Annotated in this window: 19 protein-coding genes; 10 read left to right on the top strand and 9 right to left on the bottom strand. The window is 42.5% G+C overall.

What is annotated here, in order from left to right:
• Positions 1 to 295 precede the first annotated feature (295 nt).
• The 5 genes from VF675_RS04420 to VF675_RS04400 all read left to right on the top strand — a co-directional run bounded on the left by VF675_RS04420 (position 296) and on the right by VF675_RS04400 (position 5,589).
• On the top strand, positions 296 to 835 hold the full coding sequence (locus VF675_RS04420; protein ID WP_096901505.1) for a DUF924 family protein: 540 nt from the start codon (positions 296 to 298) through the stop codon (positions 833 to 835).
• A 45-nt stretch (positions 836 to 880) separates the two neighbouring features.
• Entirely contained in the window at positions 881 to 1,456 is a 576-nt protein-coding gene (locus tag VF675_RS04415; protein ID WP_104852739.1) for a CC0125/CC1285 family lipoprotein, read from the top strand.
• Between the two features lie 18 nt (positions 1,457 to 1,474).
• A complete protein-coding gene (locus tag VF675_RS04410) occupies positions 1,475 to 2,803 on the top strand; it encodes a DUF445 domain-containing protein (RefSeq protein WP_131261223.1) in 1,329 nt (442 codons plus the stop codon).
• A 158-nt stretch (positions 2,804 to 2,961) separates the two neighbouring features.
• Positions 2,962 to 4,116 carry a methionine aminotransferase gene (locus VF675_RS04405; RefSeq protein WP_096901502.1) on the top strand — a complete coding sequence of 385 codons (1,155 nt, stop codon included), beginning with the start codon at positions 2,962 to 2,964 and terminating at the stop codon, positions 4,114 to 4,116.
• Positions 4,117 to 4,221: 105 nt separating this feature from the next.
• Complete coding sequence (locus tag VF675_RS04400; protein ID WP_440204836.1) at positions 4,222 to 5,589, top strand: MATE family efflux transporter; 1,368 nt, start codon at positions 4,222 to 4,224, stop codon at positions 5,587 to 5,589.
• Between the two features lie 26 nt (positions 5,590 to 5,615).
• On the opposite strand, the gene VF675_RS04395 is transcribed toward VF675_RS04400, so the two are convergent.
• Positions 5,616 to 6,455 carry an SDR family NAD(P)-dependent oxidoreductase gene (locus VF675_RS04395; protein WP_096901500.1) on the bottom strand — a complete coding sequence of 280 codons (840 nt, stop codon included), beginning with the start codon at positions 6,453 to 6,455 and terminating at the stop codon, positions 5,616 to 5,618.
• Between the two features lie 213 nt (positions 6,456 to 6,668).
• On the opposite strand from VF675_RS04395, the gene VF675_RS04390 reads away from it, so the two are divergent.
• The 3 genes from VF675_RS04390 (at position 6,669) to phoR (ending at position 9,962) form a co-directional block, all read left to right on the top strand.
• A complete protein-coding gene (locus VF675_RS04390; RefSeq protein WP_440204835.1) occupies positions 6,669 to 7,388 on the top strand; it encodes a TetR/AcrR family transcriptional regulator in 720 nt (239 codons plus the stop codon).
• 495 nt (positions 7,389 to 7,883) lie between these two features.
• The gene (gene phoB / locus VF675_RS04385) at positions 7,884 to 8,594 is read left to right on the top strand and encodes a phosphate regulon transcriptional regulator PhoB (protein WP_440204834.1); all 711 of its coding nucleotides are present in this window, start codon (positions 7,884 to 7,886) and stop codon (positions 8,592 to 8,594) included.
• 9 nt (positions 8,595 to 8,603) lie between these two features.
• On the top strand, positions 8,604 to 9,962 hold the full coding sequence (phoR, locus tag VF675_RS04380) for a phosphate regulon sensor histidine kinase PhoR (RefSeq protein WP_131261226.1): 1,359 nt from the start codon (positions 8,604 to 8,606) through the stop codon (positions 9,960 to 9,962).
• Positions 9,963 to 10,010: 48 nt separating this feature from the next.
• On the opposite strand, the gene VF675_RS04375 is transcribed toward phoR, so the two are convergent.
• The 4 genes from VF675_RS04375 to pncB all read right to left on the bottom strand — a co-directional run bounded on the left by VF675_RS04375 (position 10,011) and on the right by pncB (position 14,086).
• Positions 10,011 to 10,937, bottom strand: a complete 927-nt coding sequence (locus VF675_RS04375; protein WP_158660398.1) for a LemA family protein — start codon at positions 10,935 to 10,937, stop codon at positions 10,011 to 10,013.
• 89 nt (positions 10,938 to 11,026) lie between these two features.
• Positions 11,027 to 11,878, bottom strand: a complete 852-nt coding sequence (asd, locus tag VF675_RS04370) for an archaetidylserine decarboxylase (protein WP_104852745.1) — start codon at positions 11,876 to 11,878, stop codon at positions 11,027 to 11,029.
• Positions 11,875 to 12,717, bottom strand: a complete 843-nt coding sequence (locus VF675_RS04365) for a sulfurtransferase (RefSeq protein WP_440204833.1) — start codon at positions 12,715 to 12,717, stop codon at positions 11,875 to 11,877. The genes asd and VF675_RS04365 overlap by 4 nt, the downstream gene beginning before the upstream one ends.
• A 163-nt stretch (positions 12,718 to 12,880) precedes the next feature.
• Positions 12,881 to 14,086, bottom strand: coding sequence for a nicotinate phosphoribosyltransferase (gene pncB / locus VF675_RS04360; protein WP_131261228.1), 1,206 nt, complete (start codon positions 14,084 to 14,086; stop codon positions 12,881 to 12,883).
• Positions 14,087 to 14,320: 234 nt separating this feature from the next.
• Between pncB and dtd the strand changes: the two genes are divergently transcribed.
• Positions 14,321 to 14,761, top strand: coding sequence for a D-aminoacyl-tRNA deacylase (dtd, locus tag VF675_RS04355; protein WP_004974142.1), 441 nt, complete (start codon positions 14,321 to 14,323; stop codon positions 14,759 to 14,761).
• A 62-nt stretch (positions 14,762 to 14,823) separates the two neighbouring features.
• Here dtd and VF675_RS04350 read toward each other — a convergent pair whose 3' ends face one another.
• The 3 genes from VF675_RS04350 to serB all read right to left on the bottom strand — a co-directional run bounded on the left by VF675_RS04350 (position 14,824) and on the right by serB (position 17,470).
• On the bottom strand, positions 14,824 to 15,303 hold the full coding sequence (locus tag VF675_RS04350) for a hypothetical protein (protein WP_004974140.1): 480 nt from the start codon (positions 15,301 to 15,303) through the stop codon (positions 14,824 to 14,826).
• A 209-nt stretch (positions 15,304 to 15,512) separates the two neighbouring features.
• Entirely contained in the window at positions 15,513 to 15,848 is a 336-nt protein-coding gene (aciT, locus tag VF675_RS04345) for a ciprofloxacin tolerance protein AciT (RefSeq protein WP_004974137.1), read from the bottom strand.
• Between the two features lie 401 nt (positions 15,849 to 16,249).
• A complete protein-coding gene (gene serB / locus VF675_RS04340; protein WP_004974136.1) occupies positions 16,250 to 17,470 on the bottom strand; it encodes a phosphoserine phosphatase SerB in 1,221 nt (406 codons plus the stop codon).
• Positions 17,471 to 17,548: 78 nt separating this feature from the next.
• On the opposite strand from serB, the gene VF675_RS04335 reads away from it, so the two are divergent.
• Complete coding sequence (locus VF675_RS04335; protein ID WP_004974135.1) at positions 17,549 to 18,808, top strand: hypothetical protein; 1,260 nt, start codon at positions 17,549 to 17,551, stop codon at positions 18,806 to 18,808.
• Positions 18,809 to 18,914: 106 nt separating this feature from the next.
• On the opposite strand, the gene ppk1 is transcribed toward VF675_RS04335, so the two are convergent.
• Positions 18,915 to 20,978, bottom strand: coding sequence for a polyphosphate kinase 1 (gene ppk1, locus VF675_RS04330; protein ID WP_131261229.1), 2,064 nt, complete (start codon positions 20,976 to 20,978; stop codon positions 18,915 to 18,917).
• Positions 20,979 to 21,132 lie beyond the last annotated feature (154 nt).

The following is a 21,132-nucleotide window of genomic DNA, read 5'->3' as shown; positions in this document are numbered from 1 at the left end:
ACTACAAATACGACATAAACCACAGGCTGATTTTGGGTCGGTGGCAATTTTCTCTATCATGCAGATGATCTGAGATGAAATTGCTACCGTTCAAGTATAACTTGATTTGGCATCAGCACATGCGCTTGGGCTGTTTTTTCTAACAAAATGATGATTTTGGGGCATGCTGACATTTAATAAAGTGGTCAACGTCAATAAATTTTAATTTGGCAATTTTTTATCACAAAGTTGCACTATAAGACATGCTAAATTTGTGATTTTATAATCAAAAGAACAGAGGTAAATAATAAAGCGTATGAATTATCAGGATTTTTTAGATTTTTGGTTTTCTCCTGCTGCGGAACCGAACTGGTTTGTCAAAAGCGCAGAGTTTGATGCCGTGCTTGCAGAAAAATTTACCGATGTACTGCAACAAGCGGCACAAGGAGAACTATGGACATGGCGCGAAACACCCGCAGGTCGTTTGGCTGAAATCATTGTTTTAGATCAATTATCACGTAATTTATACCGTAATGACCCGCGTGCCTTTGCCCAAGATGGAATGGCCTTGGTGTTGGCACAAGAAATGATTCACTTAAAATTGGATCAGGACTTAAACCCAACCGAACGTCGTTTTCTATATATGCCGTTTATGCACAGTGAATCCAAACGTATTCACGAAGTCGCATTAACGTTGTTTGAAAGTTTGAATGACCCCACCGTGTTGGGCTATGAACTGAAACATAAAGTGATTATTGACCGTTTTGGACGTTATCCACATCGGAATCAGGTGTTGGGACGTCCTTCGAGTGCAGAAGAACTTGAGTTTTTAACCCAACCCAATAGCAGTTTCTAACTGGCGAGCTTGTCTTGGCTGGTTGATGTGTACAGGAGCTTTCACATGAAATATTCCCTACTCGGTCTTGCCCTTGCCAGCAGTTTGCTGTTTACAGGCTGTGCCACGACATCCTCTAAACCGCTCAGCTTTGAGCAGTTGGGGCAATACAGCACCACACCACTGAATGCGCAAACCTATCGGATTAGTTTTTTAGCGGGTCATAACATGAGTTTTGGCACTGCAGAAGAAATTACTTTGGTGAAAGCAGCACAAACCACGCTGCAACACGGTTTTCGCTTTTTTAAAGTTTTAGATGATCCGAGTAACCGTAGCCAGAAACCACCTAGACAAGCCGTGGTTTACCCTGCACCAAGTTACTATCCGTATAGCTATTCGCCGTATGGATATTATCATCGTCGCGCACCATTCTGGCCTGACCCATTCTATGATATGCCGCAAGTGGTGACCCTCGATCCGACTCAAGTGTCTTACACCATTCAGTGTTTTAAAGATCAAAAATCTGCACCTGAAGATGCCTTTGATGCGAGCCTAATTTTACAATCACTGGGGGCAAAATATGGTTTAAGTCCCACAGGACAACCATTACCCCCACCAACCTCTGCCCCTGCCGCGCCCTAATGAGATAAGGATGCCTGCATGAATACAGCGTCTGACCACACTTTAGCGAGCAGCTCGCAGCATAGCTCTCCGAGCCTGCAACGCAGTAAACGCTTTGCCACCATTGCTTTAGTGATTGCCGTGCTGGCATGGCTGGCATTAATGCTGACCGCAAAATTACTGCCTGAATATACGTGGTTGATTCACATTCTAATGCTGTCTGCCGAAGCAGGCGTGGTGGGTGGGCTAGCAGACTGGTATGCGATTACGGTGCTGTTTCGCAATCCTTTTGGCAAAATGCCAATTCCTAAATTCTTACGTGATCACACCGAAATTATTCCACGCAACAAAGACCGTATTGCCGAGTCGATGGGGCGTTTCGTACAGGAAAACTTTTTATCGCCCCAAGTGGTACAAAAAAGCCTGCACAGCACTGACTTATCTTTATCCGTGGGCAAATGGTTGGCGAATCCACAAAATAATGCGCAAGTGACCCAAGTCATTCAGCAGACTGTACCGAAAATTTTTGAATTTGTCGGGCAAGAACAAATTGGGCGCTTTATTCAAAGCAACAGTGTGCAATGGGTTCGCAACACGCAGGTCAACCACTTGGCCAGTGAAATGCTGCGTGCGGTTTTGGAAAATGACTTTCATCAGGATGTGCTGCAACGCGGTTTAGACCTTGCCCATGACTGGATGCTGAAACATCCTGAAAAAAGCCGTGAATTGACCCGTCAATTGTTTAAAGAGCTTGGCGTGTGGAAACTGGCCAAAGGTGCGAGCTGGATTGGAATTGATGTGCAGCAACGCACCATAGATTCTTTACTGCAACGGGTCGAATCTATGTTGGCAGACCCTGAACACCCTTGGCGACAAAAAATTGAAGAGGCTGGGCAACAACTGATGTTACAACTGGCAGATAACAACAGCAGTGCCAGTCTACGTCTAAATGACACTAAAAATGCCCTATTAGACAGTCCACAAGTCTTGAATTTTATCAGTGGTGCAGTGGTGATTCTCTGCAATGCGATTAAGGAAGATTTACAAAAACCTGATTCGGGAATTGCACAAAACCTGCGTGTTGCTATTCAGCAAGTCGGTGAAAATATCATTGCCAATACCGCAGTACGTCAATTACTGAATGAAAAAATGAGTACGATTGCGGTGAACTTGTCAGATCAATATAGTGAAAAAGTAATTCGCTTTATTAGTGAGCGCATTCATGAATGGGACTCGCGCGAAATGATTGGCAAAATTGAAAACGAAGTCGGTGGTGATTTACACATGATTCGGGTCAATGGTGTAGTGGTAGGTGCATTTATTGGTCTGGGATTGGGGATTATTCGGGCATTGGTGGAGTTGATTTGAGATGAAATTTTTTTGATAAGTCGATCTTGAGGTGTTCAATCAAAAATAACGCCTCGAACGATCTATTCAAGCCACATCATCACCCTTTACCCCATTTGCATTCCCCCCTGAAAACGCTACGATGTAAAACAAGCTGCTGCCACAACCAGAACCCCACTATGCTCGATATTCACGCGAAACTGCCTGCTCAAGGTCTGAGTATTTTTAGTACCATGTCTAACTTGGCACAACAACTGAATGCCTTAAATTTATCGCAGGGTTTTCCCGACTTTCCCCCACCTGCAGCATTACTGGATGCTTTAAGCCAAGCCACACACGCAGGCTTCAATCAATATCCTTCGGGCGATGGTTACTTGCCACTACGCGAACAACTGGCACAGCAATTTTTACAGCGTGATCAGCTAATGCTTGACCCGATCAGTGAAATTACCATCACCCCAGGGGCAACACTGGCTATTTTTAGCATCATGCAAACCGTGCTGCAGGCAGGCGATGAAGTCATTATTTTTGATCCAAGTTATGACAGTTATGCACCCTGTGTAAAATTGTTGGGTGCAAAAGCCGTTCATATTCCGCTGCAGGCTCCACATTTTCAGGTGGACTGGAATATGGTCAAAGATGCGATTCATGCCAAAACCCGCATGATCATCATCAACACACCACATAACCCCACAGGCACAGTATGGTCAGCGCAAGATTGGCAGCATTTAATTGATGTTATTCAGGAACATAATATTGTGGTGCTGTCCGATGAAGTCTATGAACATTTGGTCTTTGATGCGCATCAACACCGCTCTGCACTGTCTTTTCCTGAGCTTAGGGAACGCAGTTTTGTCGTGGGTTCCTTTGGTAAAACTTTTCATGTCACAGGCTGGAAAACAGGCTACTGTGCGGCTGCACCTGCCTTAATGCAGCTCTTTCGCCAAGCCTATCAATTTATTAATTTCTGCGGAGTTAGCGCTGTGCAAGTGGCTTTGGCAAATTATATGCAGCAGCACCCTGAACATATTGCAGAACTGGCAAAGTTTTATCAGGACAAACGTGATTTGTTTAATCAAGGCATTGCCAATTCACGCTTTCAATTCAGCCCTGCACAAGGCACTTATTTTCAAAATTTAGATTACAGCAATATCCGTCCCGGCTTAAATGCTGTCGATATGTGCCATTTTCTAGCCGAGGAGCACGGCATTGTCGGTATTCCTGTGTCTGCATTTTATCAAACCCCACCCGATGATTTACGTTTAATCCGTTTCTGCTTTGCTAAAAAAACCGAAACCCTGTTGCGTGCAGGTGAAATTTTATCGGCAATTTAAGCGGCAACAAATGCCACTGAGTTACTGAAAAGCTAAGGCTTTTTATGACCAAATCATGCTAGGGTGAAATTTCAAACAACCGCATATTGAAGCGCAGGATTTGGCATGGCAAGACCTCAGGCACTGGTCGATCACCCTCAGCTTTGGAAAACCTTTTTGGTGTTTCTATTGCCACTGATTGCCACCAATATTTTGCAAAATCTTTCGGGCACCATTAACACGATTTTTGTCGGGCAAATGCTCGGTGTGGAAGCCATTGCTGCGGTGTCGGTATTTTTTCCCATTATTTTTTGCCTGATGGCCTTTGTGATTGGGCTTTCGGCAGGATCGACCGTGTTGGTCGGGCAAGCGTGGGGCGCACAAAATGTCGAAAAAGTGCGTTGTATTGTCGGTTCGACTTTATTTATGACCCTAATTGGCGGCAGTTTCATTGCCTGTTTGGGGGTGATTTTTGCCGAACAAATTTTAATATTATTAGGCACAGACCCTAAAGTGATGCATCTATCCCTGCCGTATGTGCAATGGATGTTGGCAGGCAGCCCACTGCTGTTTGTTTATATTATTTATACCTCTATTTTACGTGGAGTGGGCGATAGCCTTACGCCACTCATTGCCCTGAGTTTGACTAGTTTAATGGGATTGGTGATTACCCCCATCCTGATTGCAGGTTATTTTGGCTTTCCTCGCTTGGGCATTATTGCCCCTGCAATTGCCACCATTCTGGGCTATCTGGCTGTTTTAATTTTTTTGGTGATTTACCTGAATAAAAAGAATCATCCCTTAAAAATGGATGTGCATCTACTACGTCAAATTCGGCATCAACCCAATTTAAGCAAGGTGATTTTACGCTTAGGGATTCCCACAGGCTTACAAATGGTCACTACCTCTATGGCAGGTTTGGTGATTGTCGGTTTGGTCAATCGGCATGGTGCTGAGGCCACTGCCGCCTATGGCGCAGTTAATCAGGTGTTGAACTATATTCAATTTCCTGCGCTATCTATTGCAATTGCCGCTTCAATTTTTGCAGCACAAGCCATTGGTGCAGGCAAAGCCGAATTACTGGCCAAAGTGACCCGTACTGCCTTGGGCATGAATCTGCTAATTACAGGTATTTTAGTCAGCTTGGGTTATTTATTTTCTAAATATCTGATGGCGCTGTTTATTACCGATCCTGCAGTGGTGGTACTGGGTCAGCAACTCTTATTTATTGTGCTATGGGCCATTTTATTTTTTGGTGCCAGTGCAATTTTTGCCTCTATTATGCGCGCCAGTGGCACGGTCAATGTGCCAATGATCATCAATATTTTAGCGATTGTTTTAATTGAAGTGCCGTGTGCTTATTTTTTCAGTCAGTGGTGGGGCTTGCAAGGAATTTGGTATGCCTACGCTTTGGCATTTGTGAGCCTGTGCATCGGTCAAGGTGCGTATTATCAATTTGTCTGGAAGAAAAAAACCATTCAGGTTTTGGTCTGAATGGTCTTTTATATTTGTAAGTTAGATTAACCGCGTTTCTTGCCCAACTTAGTCGCCCATGCGGTAACTTTCTGATAACCCGTTGGAACAATACGCTGGATTAAATCCAAAGTTTTGGCATCATTACCAATCAATAAACGGCGCTTGTCTTTTTGTACCGCTTCTAAAATTTGGCGCGCCGCTTCTTCAGGCGGGCAACGCAATAATTTATTAAAAGCACGTGCCGATTTTTCAGGATTCATGCCCAAAGTGCGCATGCTATCGTTCATTTTAGCATTGTTGGCAATATTGGTACGAATCCCGCCTGGATGCACGCTCAACGCACTCACACCACAATTTTCCAAATCCAATTCCTGACGCAAAGACTCGGTAAAACCGCGCACCGCAAATTTGGTTGCGTTATAAGCCGACTGCGTTGGCTGTGCAGTTAAACCAAATAAACTGGAAATGTTAATGATATGACCATCTCCCGTTTGTTTGATTAAAGGCAAAAATTCTTTGGTGCCATAGACCACACCCCAGAAATTAATACCAACAATCCACTCCAACTCTTCGTAACTTGCACCTTCTACGGTAGAACCCAACGCCACGCCTGCATTATTAAAAATCATATTGACCGAGCCGTGGTCTCGCACAGTTTCAGCTGCCCATTCGCGCATTTGTTCTAATTTAGAAACATCCACCTTTTTAATGGTCACGCGCACATTACTGTCTTTGAGCAAATCCACTGTTTGCGCCAAACCTTGTTCATTCACATCACTGAGCGATAAATGACAGCCTTGCTTCGCCAATAGAACAGCCAATTGCTGCCCAATACCCGAGCCTGCGCCTGTAATTGCGGCAACTTTATTTTTAAAATTTTTCATGTGATTTCCTTGAGTATGTGGCGTGCACAGTTCAGACCTGCTTGTTGTTTTGTAGGGCTGTGCGATGCGCTGTGGTTTAAATATAATTTTGACAATAAGTATTGTCAATATAAGCCAGTACGAATATCGCAAATGAATCTGAAAACATAGGTTTAACAGATAATTATTGCTAGTATAAAGCCTAATTACGGTTCTTATTTGGCTTAACTGAACATGACAGAACAACTGCCCGTGACTGCAGAAACAGAAAAAACCACCCAGAAACAACAAAAAGAACGTCAGTTTAAAGGCTTGTCTTTAACTGAGCGCAAACAGGCGCGTCGTGAAAAACTGATTGAGGCAGGTATTCAAGCCTATGGCACGCATGGTTTTTTTGCCGTGACCGTAAAAGATATTTGTACCGAAGCCAAACTAACCGAGCGCTATTTCTACGAATCCTTTAAAAAAAGCGAAGAACTGTTTCAGACCATTTTTTTAAAATTGATTGATGAATTACAGCAAAATGTCATGCAAGCCATTATGCAAGCCTCGGCTGATCCTAAAAAAATGATTGATGCAGGACTGACTGCTTTACTGACCACGCTAAAAAATAACCCGCAAATGGCACGTATTATTTATATTGATGCCATGCTGGTGCAAGAACTACATAACCAAGCCACCATTCACGAAACTATGTCGCGTTTTGACCGCATGATTCAGGCCTTTGTCATGCTGATGATGCCGCATTTAGACCGCCCCAACCGAGAAATTTCACTGGTAGCGACAGGCTTAAATGGTTATGTCACCCAAATTGCGATTCGCTGGGTGATGAGCGATTTCAAACAATCCATGGAAGATATCTTGTCTTCTTGCCGTATTGTATTTTTATCGTTATTACAGACCTTTTCGGAAAAAGAGCAAGCTTTTGTGAAAGATTCTTCGACATTGTCATAAAATCGAAAAATATTCATAATATTTTTCAAATTCAGAGGGGTCTGCTGACATTTCATAAATGGCTTGCGCTGTAGGCTAAAACTGAGCAGATCAGGCATGAAACGCAGGGAATAGTGGGTCTATTGCCAAGTTTCATAACGCAATCTGAGAAAGTTTTAGCTACAGTCCTTCGGAACGAGCATATTTTTTTGCTGCTATTGCGTTATGAGTCAGTCACTTAGAATAACTAAATTTCCTGCCTCATGCCTTATATCAGCTAAAAAATCTTGCGAGATATATCTCTCACGTCGCAAACATAGACGAAGTGTCAGCAGACCCTATTTACTTTGACTGAATCTGTTCAGTTTTTTCATCAAATCGACACTATTTTGTCACAAATTATTGCAAAAATAGCCCATTCAACCCTTTCTGCAATGATACTGTCATAATTAATCTTTGTAATAAGCCTGTCATAAATAAAACGGTCCACCGTTAACATCTATAGGATATTGCGTTGTGAAAGATGACTACATTTTAATCGTCGATGACGAACTTCCAATTCGGGAGATGATCCATACCTCTTTAGATATGGCAGGCTTTCAGTGCTTACAAGCAGAAGATGCAAAACAAGCTCATCAGATGATTGTCGATCAACGTCCAGTGCTTATCTTGCTTGATTGGATGATGCCAGGCGGTGTCAGCGGTGTAGACTTGTGCCGTCGCCTAAAACGCGATGACAACCTTGCTGAAATTCCTGTGATTATGCTCACTGCACGTGGCGAAGAAGATCACAAAGTTCAAGGTTTAGATGCTGGCGCGGACGACTACATGACTAAGCCGTTCTCGACCCGTGAACTGGTGTCACGTATTAAAGCGGTCTTACGTCGTGCCAATGCCTTAAGCGGTGAAAAAACTATTGATGCCAACGGTTTAATTTTGGACCCAGTCAGCCAGCGTGTCAGTTTTGGTGACAATATTTTAGAAATGGGCCCAACCGAATATCGTCTATTGGCGTTCTTTATGACGCACCCAGAGCGCGCTTACACCCGAGCGCAATTGCTTGACCAAGTCTGGGGCGGCAATGTATATATTGAAGACCGAACTATTGATGTGCATATTCGTCGTTTACGTAAAGTTTTAGAACCGTATGGCGTAGACCGTTTTGTACAAACGGTACGTGGTACAGGCTATCGCTTCTCGACACGTGCGGATGTTGCTTTAGGCTAAAATTATTTTATGTACGAACCTTACCCAGTCCCTGAACTCGCCCGTGACCTCAAACAAGTTCGTTACAGCAGTTTATGGACTTTTGCCAAACAAGATTTTCGTTTATTGGCCTTTTTCCTAATTATTGCAAGCTTGATTGGTTTTGGGATTGGGTATTTTTGGATTTGTATTAGCCTCGCCTTTTTGCTGTTTTTTCTTCAGCAAATGCGCTCCCTCTATTTAGTTAATGATTGGATTTCCAATCGTCCTTATGATGTGCCGCCAAATCTGCATGGTATTTGGGGTGCATTACTGTTCAATGTTTATCGCTCACAACGTCAGGAACGTATCGTTCAGGCCGAAATGGTCGGGTTGATTGATCGCGCCCAGTCTTCATTGGTGGCGTTGGATGAAGCCGTGATGCTGATTGATGAAAATCATCAAATTGAATGGTGGAACCCTGCTGCTGAAAAGCTATTGGGTATTCAGCCTTTAGACCGTGGACGCAACATCCTCACTATTTTGCGCCAACCTAGTTTTATTGAATATTTTAATCATATTGATCAAGCACCTGACGGTTTAAAAATGAAATCTAGCGTGCATGAAGGGCAATATGTGCAAGTCAAAATGACTCAGTTTGGTGGCGATAGCCGTTTGTTATTTGCTTACGACATGACGCGTATGCATAACCTAGAACAAATGCGTAAAGACTTTGTCGATAATATTTCACACGAATTACGCACTCCGCTAACGGTGCTGAGTGGTTATATCGAAACCTTTACCGATCAGGAAGATATTAACCCGCGTTGGAAACGTGCTTTTGAGCAAATGCAGTCACAAACCCGACGCATGAACGCTTTGGTAAATGACCTGCTGCTGCTGTCGCGTCTGGAAAATGAAAAAACCATCGCCAAAAATCAAATTATTGAAATGCCAAGTTTAATGAATCAATTATTTGACGATGCACATGCCTATAACGTCGATTATGGACATACGCTCAACTTAAATATTGACAGTCATTATGATCTGATTGGTTCAGATGTAGAACTGGCTAGCGCCTTTAGCAACCTAATCACCAATGCAATTAAATACACCCCAAAAGGCGGGACGATTACCATTGGCTGGCATGATGATGGCAATCAAGGTTATTTTACTGTGGAAGATACAGGCATCGGGATTGATCCGAAACACTTACCACGCTTAACCGAACGCTTTTATCGTGTAGACAGCGCACGTAGCCGACAAACAGGTGGTACTGGTTTAGGTTTAGCAATTGTGAAGCACGTTTTGATGCAGCATAATGCACACTTAGAAGTCGAATCTAAAGAAAATCAAGGCTCTACATTTAAAGTCGTGTTCCCAAAAGAGCGTTTGTATTACGAGACTTAATAGGAAAACTCTCCCCTCTGATAATATAAGAAGGGAGGGTCTATTTAGTTATATATCACGTTGTTGTAATTGCAGTGTTGGTTGTGTATGAAGCGTAGTCCATTCTTCAAAGCTCATCCACTGTTCTGTCCCGACTTCTGATAAACGCACTTGTTCAACCCAATTTGGATCTTCAGCCAACATAATAATTTCTTCTATTTTTACAGGACCTTTTGGTGTCGAATCAGATAATAAATAGAAGAATTTAGTTGTACTTGGCTTCCCCATATAAACATTTGCTTTATCTACAATTCCTTGTACTTGTTCACTAGACGCAATTTTTTTGCTTGTATCTGCTGCTTTATCCAATACAACTTTAGAGGTTGAGGCTAAGGCTTTAGAACCATCTACAATATTATCTTTTGCTGATTTAAATAAAGCATTCAAACGCTCTCCATCATCCATTTTAAAATCTTTTAAAATAGTTTGTTCTGCATTTTCTATTGTTAAATCAAGATATGGTGCTTCAGAAAAACCCATCCCGTTAGCAACAAAAATCGTAGGGATAGATGAACGATGTGAGTTATAAGCTTTCACGCGAGCATTATATTCATTGCGCCATTGAGAAATTTCATGCTCACATTGCTCAATATTTGTAATTAAGCGATGGTATTGTTGGTCTGCCTTTAAATCAGGGTATCTCTCAGCCATACCCTGTAAGTTCGTTAACATCATATTACTATCTTGATAACTAGAATAGATAGCATTCATTCCTGTTTCTTTAACTACTGTTAAATGTGTCAATTGCTCACTTTCTTGATAACCTCGAACAACATCCATAAGCTGATTAATTAAATTAACTTTTTTACTAATTGAGACAGAAATATTGGATAAAGACTCTTTAATATCATGCGCCTTACGCTGCAGCGAATTATAAGAAGTAAGAACCAAATAAATAATCGCTGCAATTAAGGCAAGTAAAATCCATAACCACATAAATAAAACCCTCATTTTATAATGCATCTGCCTACAAAATAGGCAGATATTTAATATTGAGGGATAATTGTAACGTTATAAATTGAAAATTAAAGTAAAAAGCCTAACTTTTTCCCCATTTCCACCACAGAGTTGGCTTTGAATTCGGCATCCCACTGCATTTTATTTTCTTCAAACAAAACAATCGCGGTTGAACCCAAATAAAAACGTCCTAATTCTGCACCTTTTTCAAGGAATAATTGGTGCTGATTCAGCTCCAAACGCCCCGATGGTTTGACCTTGCCTGTCGCCACGGTTTCAATGCCCGCTACAATCATGGCACCCACTAAAACAACTGCCATACGCCCCAGTTCGGTATCAAACAAACACACCATGCGCTCATTGCGGGCAAATAAACCCGGAATATTTTCGGCTGTGGTTTGATTGACAGAAAACAACTCGCCCGGCACATATAACGTTTCGGTGAGTGTGCCTGCAAAAGGCATGTGTACACGGTGATAATCGCGCGGAGATAAATACACGGTTGCAAATTGACCATTTTTAAATGGTTCAGCCAATTGCGGGTCGGCAATTAAGTTTTCAACAGTAAATTGCTGACCTTTGGCCTGAAAAATTGCCCCATCTTCAATTTTACCCAACTGTGAAATCGCCCCATCTGCAGGCGATACAATGCTGTTCGGATTGCTGTCAATTTCCCGCACACCCTGCTTTAAAGAACGGGTAAAAAATTCATTAAAAGATTTATATTTCAAGGCATTGCTTTGTTCTGCCAAAGACATATCAATGCCGTATTGCGCCTTGAATGCAGTGATCACCGCATTTTTGAGCACAGGATGCTCACTGGCTGCAAGTTTACCCACAACACGTGATAATTGATGTTGTGGCACAACGCGTTGTGCCTGAATGAAAATTTGTTTTTTTAAACGTGATGTGAGGCTCAAGACGGCAACTCTCCAGTAATAACAGGACTGTCAGGGCGGTTGCCCCATTCACTCCACGCACCATCATAGGCCTGAATTTTCCAACCCAATAAACGCCCTAAAATGTAGGCCAAACCTGAACGGTGATGTGACTGACAATACACCACTACAGGTTCGTTTAAATTGAATCCGAGTTGTTCCAGACGCTGTCGTGTGCGTTCTAAGGGATGCAATTTTAAATGATTTTCACGATTAAGGGCAGTACTCCATTCAAAATGCAATGCCCCAGGAATGTGACCGCCGCGTCGTGCAGCCAAACGCAGCCCTGTATATTCATCTATGGTGCGGCAATCCCAAAGTTGCACCGACTGGTTTTGGCACTTTTCTAATAGCTCATCATATTGAATTCGATACTGATTTTTCTCAATAACAGGAACAAGCGTGCTGACGGGTGTTATTGGTTCAATCTCAGAAGTGGTTGGAAAACCTGCTGCCAACCATGCGTGAATCCCACCATTGAGCAAACTGGTATTTTCAAAGCCTAAACAGTGTAAATTCCAAATCAGACGCCCTGCCCATGCGCCACCTTCATCGTCATAGGCGACCACATGATGCTCAGGCGAGATATTCAAATACTGAATCAAGTCTTGTAAAGCCTCGGGTTCAGGCAATAAACCCGATGTATCTTCATCCTGACGTAGCAACATGCTCGGTTTGACCTGTAAAGCATGCGGAAGATGCAATTGCTCGTACACCGAATTGCGGCTCAAATCGACAATGCGCAATTTTTCATGCCCTAAAAAGGGAACTAAATCTTCTGCTTCAATCAGCAGTCCAAAATTGAATGGAGAAGTGCTCATTTTTATGCGGTTCAGTCTGTTTGGCAATCAACTTTAACTTAGTATAGGTCATTTTTGATAGCATGCTGTTTTTTTCATAACTTTCGCAGAATTTTAACAATCACATGCTTTAATCTAGAAAAAAACCGAAGATTTTCTTCGGTTTTTTCAATGTGCTCAGGTTTTAAACAGGCGTTTGTATTTCAAAAACTTGGCGTAAATATGCCAAGAAGGTGTCATTATCGGTCATGGTTTTACCCGGACTATCGGACAATTTCGCCACCGACTGACCATTACATTCCACCAATTTCAACACAATATTTAGCGCAGTTTGCCCCATATCATTGGTTAAGTTGGTACCAATCCCAAAACTAACCTGAAAACGGTCTTTAAAATACTGATGCAAGGCCCATGCTTTTTCGACATTTAAACCATCACTGAAGGTCAGCATTTTAGTTTTACTGTCAATTTTTAGCTTTTTATAATGTGCATAAGCTTTATCGCCCCACACATACGGGTCGCCACTGTCATGTCGCAAGCCATCAAATAACTTGGCAAAATACAAATCAAAGTCACGCAGGAAAGCATCCATCCCGACCACATCAGTCAAGGCAATGCCTAAATCACCCCGATATTCTTGCACCCAAGTTTCTAGTGCGGCTTTTTGGAAGTCACGTAAACGTACATCTAGCGCCTGAAATGCCTGTAAAAACTCATGTGCCATTGTCCCAATTGGGGTAATGCCTAATTCTTTAGCCAACAGTACATTACTAGTACCACGAAACACTTCAGGTACAGCTTGATGAAAAGCCGCAATCACGTGCTTTTGCCATGCAAAACTATAACGGCGGCGCGTACCAAAATCTGAAACCAAAAATGGTGGATCTTCAGGCAGTTGCTGCTGTTGGTAACTTTGAATCAGGGCAATTTTTTGCTGTAAACGGCGCTCACCTTCTGCCCAAACCTCATCATTACGGATGCGCTGAAAATACAGTTCATTGACAATTGCCAGGACAAAAATCTCGAACATCATGGCCTGTACCATCGGGCCTTCTACCCGAATATCCAAACGACCTTGCGCATCAATACTGGCGTGAATAAAACGACGCTTGAGCTGAAATAATTCTAAATAATCAACAAAGTCACTTTTAATAAAGCGTAAATTACGCAAATACTGCAATTCATCTTCTTTAAATTTCAACTGACACAAATGATCAAGCTGCGCATTCAACTCAGCTAAAATATCGCTCAGTGGATACGCGGTATCTTCAAGATTACGGCAGCGGAATTGATACACACTGTGCGTTTGCGGAAATTTATGCAGCACCACCTGTAACATGGTGAATTTATATAAATCAGTATCGAGCAGAGATTGAATAATGGGGGTCATAGGGATCATCATTTCGCGGTACTTCTTGCATTAAAGCATACTTTATTCAGCAAAAAAGGGCTTTTATCGACAATCTTGTTACAACTTTGCTGAAGTGTAGCCTTCCCAAGATATTTTACCTCTCTGCGGGCAGCTACCGTTCTGATGCTTTCGTGATTGATGTTAATGCACGCCAAAGTGCCTAAGTTTGCTACAATCTGCAGCCATCCCCCACACTGAGAAAATTAGTCCCCCATGCGCGCATTATTACAACGAGTTCTTGAAGCCAAAGTCGTGGTCGATGGTGAAATCACTGGCGAGATTCAACAGGGTATTTTGGTATTTTTGGGCTTAGGCAAAGACGATAATTTTGAGAAAGGCAAAAAGCTGATTGATAAAATTTTAAAATATCGTTTTTTTGATGATGAACAAGGCAAAATGGGTTGGAATGTCAGTCAGGCCAATGGCAGTGTGTTATTGGTTTCACAATTTACCCTCATGGCACAGACTCAAAAAGGTTTACGTCCTGATTTTGGCCCTGCGATGCCCCCAAACGATGCCAAAGCGCTGTATGAACAATTGGTGGACTATGCCAAAAGTCAGTTTGACAGGGTGGAAACAGGTATTTTCTCTGCCGATATGAAAGTGCATTTGGTAAATGACGGACCTGTGACTTTTTGTTTGGAAGTCGAGTAAATCACATATAAAAAAACCTCTGTCAAAAATTGATCAGAGGTTTTTGTTTGGGTCTGAGCAGCTTATTTACCCGTTTTTTGTTTAATAAACTGGCGTGCCATTTTAATTTTTTCTTTTACAGGTTTTGGTAGTTTAGGTGGAATCAATTTCGCTGCTTGGTTAAACCACACCAATAAGCCAAAATCACCTTCCATTTTAATGCTGCCATTTTGCATGCCTGTCATAAATGCAGTTGGATCACCTTTCATTAAGGTTTTTACGCCTTGCTCGCTGTCTGCAAACTGCAAAATAAAATCGGCTTTTTCTGCATCGCCTGCCACAGTGTCAATATGTCCATTGTTGACAATAATTTGACGCGCCATACCCAAGTCTGTGCCAATTTGAATACGGAACTGGCGTTCATGCACCAACTCAATAAATTTTGGACTGGTACGTGCCAGTTGTTTCATACGCAATGCCAAACCTGCCACGAGAAGGTCAAGTGGATCGGTGCTGACATCAACCAAAGGAAGTTTGACCACAGGAATTGCAGAAAGTTTCATGACAGTGAAGCCTATTGTAATTGTTGGATAATGAACAGACTCATCCTATCACAACTCCCGCTTTTTGCTGCAAGGCTTTGTATAACAATCTTTAGGAGGGTGTTAAAATTTTGTCGCTGTTTGGATGGCGCAAACTGCCGTACAGATAAAGCAAAAAAGATGCAAACCAGTTGCATCTTTTTAAAGTTTTTGAATTTAGTCTGTACGATTTAGCGGCTTGAGCACTGCTGCTGATCGTCTTCATAGACTGGGGTATGTTCGATATAGCGACGTTTTGCCAAAGCACGCTCTGCCCGACGGTCTTCTCGTAATAATAATAAAGTCACCAAAGTCATCGCCAAGAAAATTGCCGACAAGTAACTGTAGGTAATTGGCAGTTCAAATACGCTTTGCACACTGTAGCGCACCACTTCCAATAAACCCCAAAACACCATACCTGCCAACATAAAGTTTAACCAGCGACGATAAGGCGAAAAGAAAACAGCAATCAACGCAGCTGCGACGAGGCTTAAGCCTACAATGGTCGCTAAATTCGCTGTTAGCATAAAAACCTCCGTCTAAAGATGCAGCCTCTTTTTGAATTGGTCTGCGACTTCAAATACCGTTTAAATAAATAATGGATGTCGATTTAAATTCTATGTCTGCATTATGCTGCGTTTTCTAGATAAAAAAAGACTTGTATTTTTATAAAGCGACACACCTTGTCGCAATATTATATTGTCATTACATTTTTTAAATTTTGTAGTTTTCGGGAAGCTAAGCTAGCTCTTTATTCGCGTGTCATTACAAAAAAACACCTTATTTTTTTGCCTTAAAAAATATTTTTTTCATTCAATGCTGTTGCGGTTTTTATCGACAGTTTTTGTTTACCGTTCATCGTTATCTGCTGATTATACAAACAAAAAACGCAGCATGACTGCTGCGTTTTTTTCATTGAATTGTCATATTAGGCACGGTTCAAGTCTTTGTCATGCACGCCCAATAAGTACAGCACACCATCTAAGCCCACGCTTGAAATGGCTTGATTGGCGTTTTGACGTACCAACGGTTTAGCACGGAACGCCACACCTAAACCTGCAATAGAAAGCATTGGTAAGTCGTTCGCACCATCACCCACCGCAATGGCTTGTTCCAAAGAAATCCCCATTTTGTCTGCCAGTTCACGTAGCAATAATGCCTTACGCGCACCATCCACAATGTGACCTTTTACTTCGCCTGTAACCATGCCATTTTCCACATCTAGAATGTTGGCATGCACTTCATCAATCCCCAATTTTTCCTGCAGATATTCTGCGAAATATTGGAAACCGCCCGACAAAATAGCGGTGCGATAACCCAAAGATTTCAGGGTTGAAATCAGGCGTTCAGCACCTTCGGTCACGGTCAGACGTTCGGCAATTTTAGGCAACACAGCAGCATCTAAACCTTTGAGCAATGCTACGCGCGCGCGGAAACTTTGCTGAAAATCCAGTTCACCCTGCATGGCACGTTCGGTAATGTCCGCCACCTGATCGCCCACACCTGCCTCAATCGCCAACTCATCAATCACTTCTTGTTCAATGAGCGTTGAGTCCATGTCAAAACACACCAAACGGCGGTTACGACGGTAGGCATTGTCTTCTTGTACCGCGACATCCACACTCAGTTCATTCGACAGGCTTAAACACGCAGCACGCATGGCAACTGCATCTAGCATTTGTCCACTTAATCCAAACTGAATGCAAGCACGTTTAGGTTCATCTTCGGCTACATTAAGCTGTGGGCGACCCGACAAACGGGTTACAGTTTCAATGTTAAAACCTTGGCTAGATACAATATGCGTGACCGCCTGTAAATGTGAGGCATTCAGCTCTGGTGCCAGTGCAGTCACGATATAACGGGTACGACCGCCTTCTTTGACCCATTGCTCATATTCAGTTGCAGAGATTGGTTTAAAACGCACAGTTAAGCCAATATCATGTGCTAAAATCAGAATCTCCTTCATGGCTAAAGCAGTTGCAGTCTGGTCTTCTGATGCAACAACAATACCTAAAGTCAGTTGATTATGAATAACAGCTTGGCCAACATCTAAGATTTGTAAGGAATGAGCGGACAATACCTGCATTAATCGAGTAAACTGATTAGGTTGGTCAGGTCCTAAAAATGATATAAGAATGATTTCTCGCATGAATTGACTCGGGTCTGAGCTACAACTATTGTGAGAATCATAATCTAAATTGAATATAAATGCCTTGGAAGTTTTACCTTGAATGCGCCTAGACAAGGGCTATTTGCTAGCCTATTGATTGTAAGTTTTGCTTTTCACACCTTTTTATTGGTGCTTGCAACAACACACCAATTAAATGAAAACCGCGCCAATCAGGGGCAGTTAATGACCAGCCAACTGGTCACAGACAGCCTTTCTGAGCTGGAACCTGCCAATACAGTATCACTGGCATTATTGGTGAATCGTTATGCCACCAATCCAAGCATTGCTTCTATTCGTATTTTAGATGCGCAAAATCAGGTCTTGGCGACAGGTGGACAGTCACGTACCCGTGAAGGTGAAGTCTTTGTCCGCGATGCAATCATCAATGAAAAGAAAGTCGGCAGCATTGAAATTACCTTAATTCAGCCAAGTATTGGTGAAATTCTGCGTACCCAATGGTTAGCGACACTTTTATCATTATTGGTTCATGGCTTGTTATGGTTGGCTTATCGCGCGATTGCCCGTCCAAGTCGTAGTGAATATTTAGCACGCATTAATAATGAATCTCGCCTTAAACACGAATTACAATTATTGACGCAAGCCCTTGAACAAGAAAAACATCAAACGGCTTTGGCACTTGCGCAGGCACAGCAACAGCCTAAACCTGTGATGTCGCCTAAAGCAAACAAAGCCATTGAGCAAAGCCAAGAGCAAAACAACATTGCGCTGAATATTCAGTTTTATGACCCGAAACAATTATTAGACACGGTCACGCAAAGTGTGTCTGTGCCTTATTTTAGCTTATGTCAGATTTTCCTGAACAAAAGCATTGAACTGTGCGTACAACACTACAAGTTAAACCGTTCCGACATTCAAACAGTACAACCATTCCATGAAGATGGCGCAACACTCAGTATTGCAGCCAATACACCAAATGCAGCAGCCTGTATGGCCATGATTGGCACGGTGTTCCAGTTATTGTCTGAAGTGCTGTATAAGCGTTATCGTGAAGAAAAGCGTTTTGTGTTGCAAACTCGCAGTGGTTTATCAACCGCAGTCGAAGCCATGCAGTTATCTGCAGTGCAGGCAGCAGAGCGTTTGGTGCATCAATTATCTGCTCGTGAAAATGCAGTGCATTTACCGAATGAATTACTAGATGAACTGTCTACGCATTATGAATTGGTGAGTATGCCAAATCCGACCAATGTGCTGATGCGCCATGCCTTTATGGTTAATGGCATGGACAGCCAATCGGCTGAGTTGGCGCAAAGCCTGCGAACTGAAATTCTAAAAGGCAAACATTCAAGAGCTTCTTAAAATAATCCATGAGATGCCTTAAAAGCATAAAAACCTGAGTATGCACACATACTCAGGTTTTTTATACTCACAGATGCTAGATCACATCCATTTACTGCAGCCCAATTTACACATTCAACTGCTTCTGCTCGACCAAATACATTTGCGCATTGTGTACAGCAGCCTGCCCCACCACAGCAGCTTTCTGCCATTCGCCATTGGCTTGTAGCTCCCACGCATTTTGATTGTCATGCAAATAACTCAGCAAGCCATCTTCTACAATACGCTGTTTAATTTTCTCATCCAAAATAGGGAAGCAAGTTTCCACCCGTGAAAATAAGTTGCGCCCCATCCAGTCTGCGCTGGCGCAGTACAATTTTTTTGCACCACCATGCTCAAAATAATACACGCGGGTATGTTCCAAAAAGCGTCCCACAATCGAACGGACATGAATACGCTCAGACATACCTTTCACTTTTGGAATCAAACAACAAATCGAGCGGATAATTAAATCGACCTGTACCCCTGCCTGCGAAGCACGGTACAAAGCCGTAATTAACTCAGGCTCAGTCAATGCATTGACTTTAATGATAATTCGGGCAGCTTTGCCTGCTTGTGCAAACCCGATTTCTTGTTCAATCAGTTTGAGCAATTCACTGTGCAAGGTAAATGGTGCATGCAGCAAGTTTTTTAATTTTGCCGATCTGCCCATGCCTGTGAGTTCCTGAAACACCCGATGCACATCTTCACAAATATCAGGATGTGTGGTCATCAAACCATAGTCGGTGTACATACGTGCATTGCCCGCATGATAGTTGCCTGTACCCAAATGCACATAGCGCACCAACTGATCTTGCTCACGACGCACAATCAAAATCATTTTGGCATGGGTTTTATAGCCGACAATGCCATACACCACCACTGCGCCTGCCTCTTGCAAGACGTTGGCGACCATAATGTTGGATTCTTCATCAAAACGTGCGCGTAGCTCGATCACGGCAGTGACTTCTTTGCCATTACGTGCGGCTTCTGCAAGTACCTGCACAATTTCAGAATCTGGGCCACTACGATACAGCGTTTGCTTAATCGCCAACACATTTGGGTCTTTCGCCGCTTCTTTGAGTAAATTAATCACTGGCTGAAAAGAGTCAAATGGGTGATGTAGCAACACATCCTGCTTTTTCAGAATCTCAAACATCGGTTTTTGCTTCCGAAATATTTTTGGAATCACAGGTGCAAAAGGTGGATATTTCAATTCAGGTCGGTCAAAACTACTGGTCAGACGCGACAGGTTAATCGGCCCGCTAATCCGATATAATTGCTGCTCATCTAAATCAAACTCTCTGAGCAAATAATCAATAATATCTTGCGGGCAATCATCTTCAATTTCTAAACGTACCGCACGCCCAAAACGACGTGACGATAATTCATCTTTTAAGGCAACTGCCAAATCATCGACATCTTCGGCCAAAATCAGGTCGGCATTGCGGGTCACTCGAAACGCATAGCAACCTGTGGCTTTCATGCCTGGGAACAGATCATTGATATGCTGCTGAATAATCGCAGTCAAGAAAATATGTTCAGTCGCACTACCTGCCACTTCTTTTGGCAAATTGATTAAACGTGGCAAAGAGCGTGGCGCAGGCACAATCGCCATTTCAATTTCACGTCCAAAAGCATCTTTGCCTTGTAAACTGACAATAAAGTTCAGACTTTTATTGACCAAACGCGGAAATGGATGCGATGGGTCTAGGCTAATTGGCGTTAAAACAGGCTGTACCTGACGGGCAAAATAATCGGCAATCCACGCTTTATGTTTATCCACAATGTCATGGTATTGAATAAAGTGAATCCCTAAACTTTGCAGCTGCGGCAAAATGGCATAATTTAAAGTGTCGTATTGCTGCTTCACCGCCTGATGCACTTTATCAGACAGTTCTACCAAGACCTGTTCAGTCGGAATGGCATCTGGGGTACGGGTAATGGCATTCAAATCGAGTTGCTTCATTAAACCTGCAACGCGAATTTCAAAAAACTCATCTAAATTACGTGAAAAAATAATTAAAAAATTGAGTCGCTCTAAAATAGGTAACTCTGGGTCTAAAGCTTGCGCCAAGACCCGACGGTTAAACTCAATTAAAGAGAGTTCACGATTAAAATAAGTATCAGATGAATGCTGAAAGTGTTCCATATCTTCTCTATGCTGTTTTTAAGACAGTCTGCTTATTTCGCCTCTGTGCAAGGCATGGTAGGTAGAGATTATGACAATCATGTTACACCCACAATCAATCGCAGAACATTTCGTCAAAATTGGGTATATGTAAAAAATTGATTTTTATTTATTT

The organism is Acinetobacter sp. Lyrl_1 (assembly GCF_051948795.1).
In the GTDB taxonomy this organism is placed as follows: Bacteria; Pseudomonadota; Gammaproteobacteria; order Pseudomonadales; family Moraxellaceae; genus Acinetobacter; species Acinetobacter towneri.
This window is presented reverse-complemented; position numbering and strand designations above follow the sequence as displayed.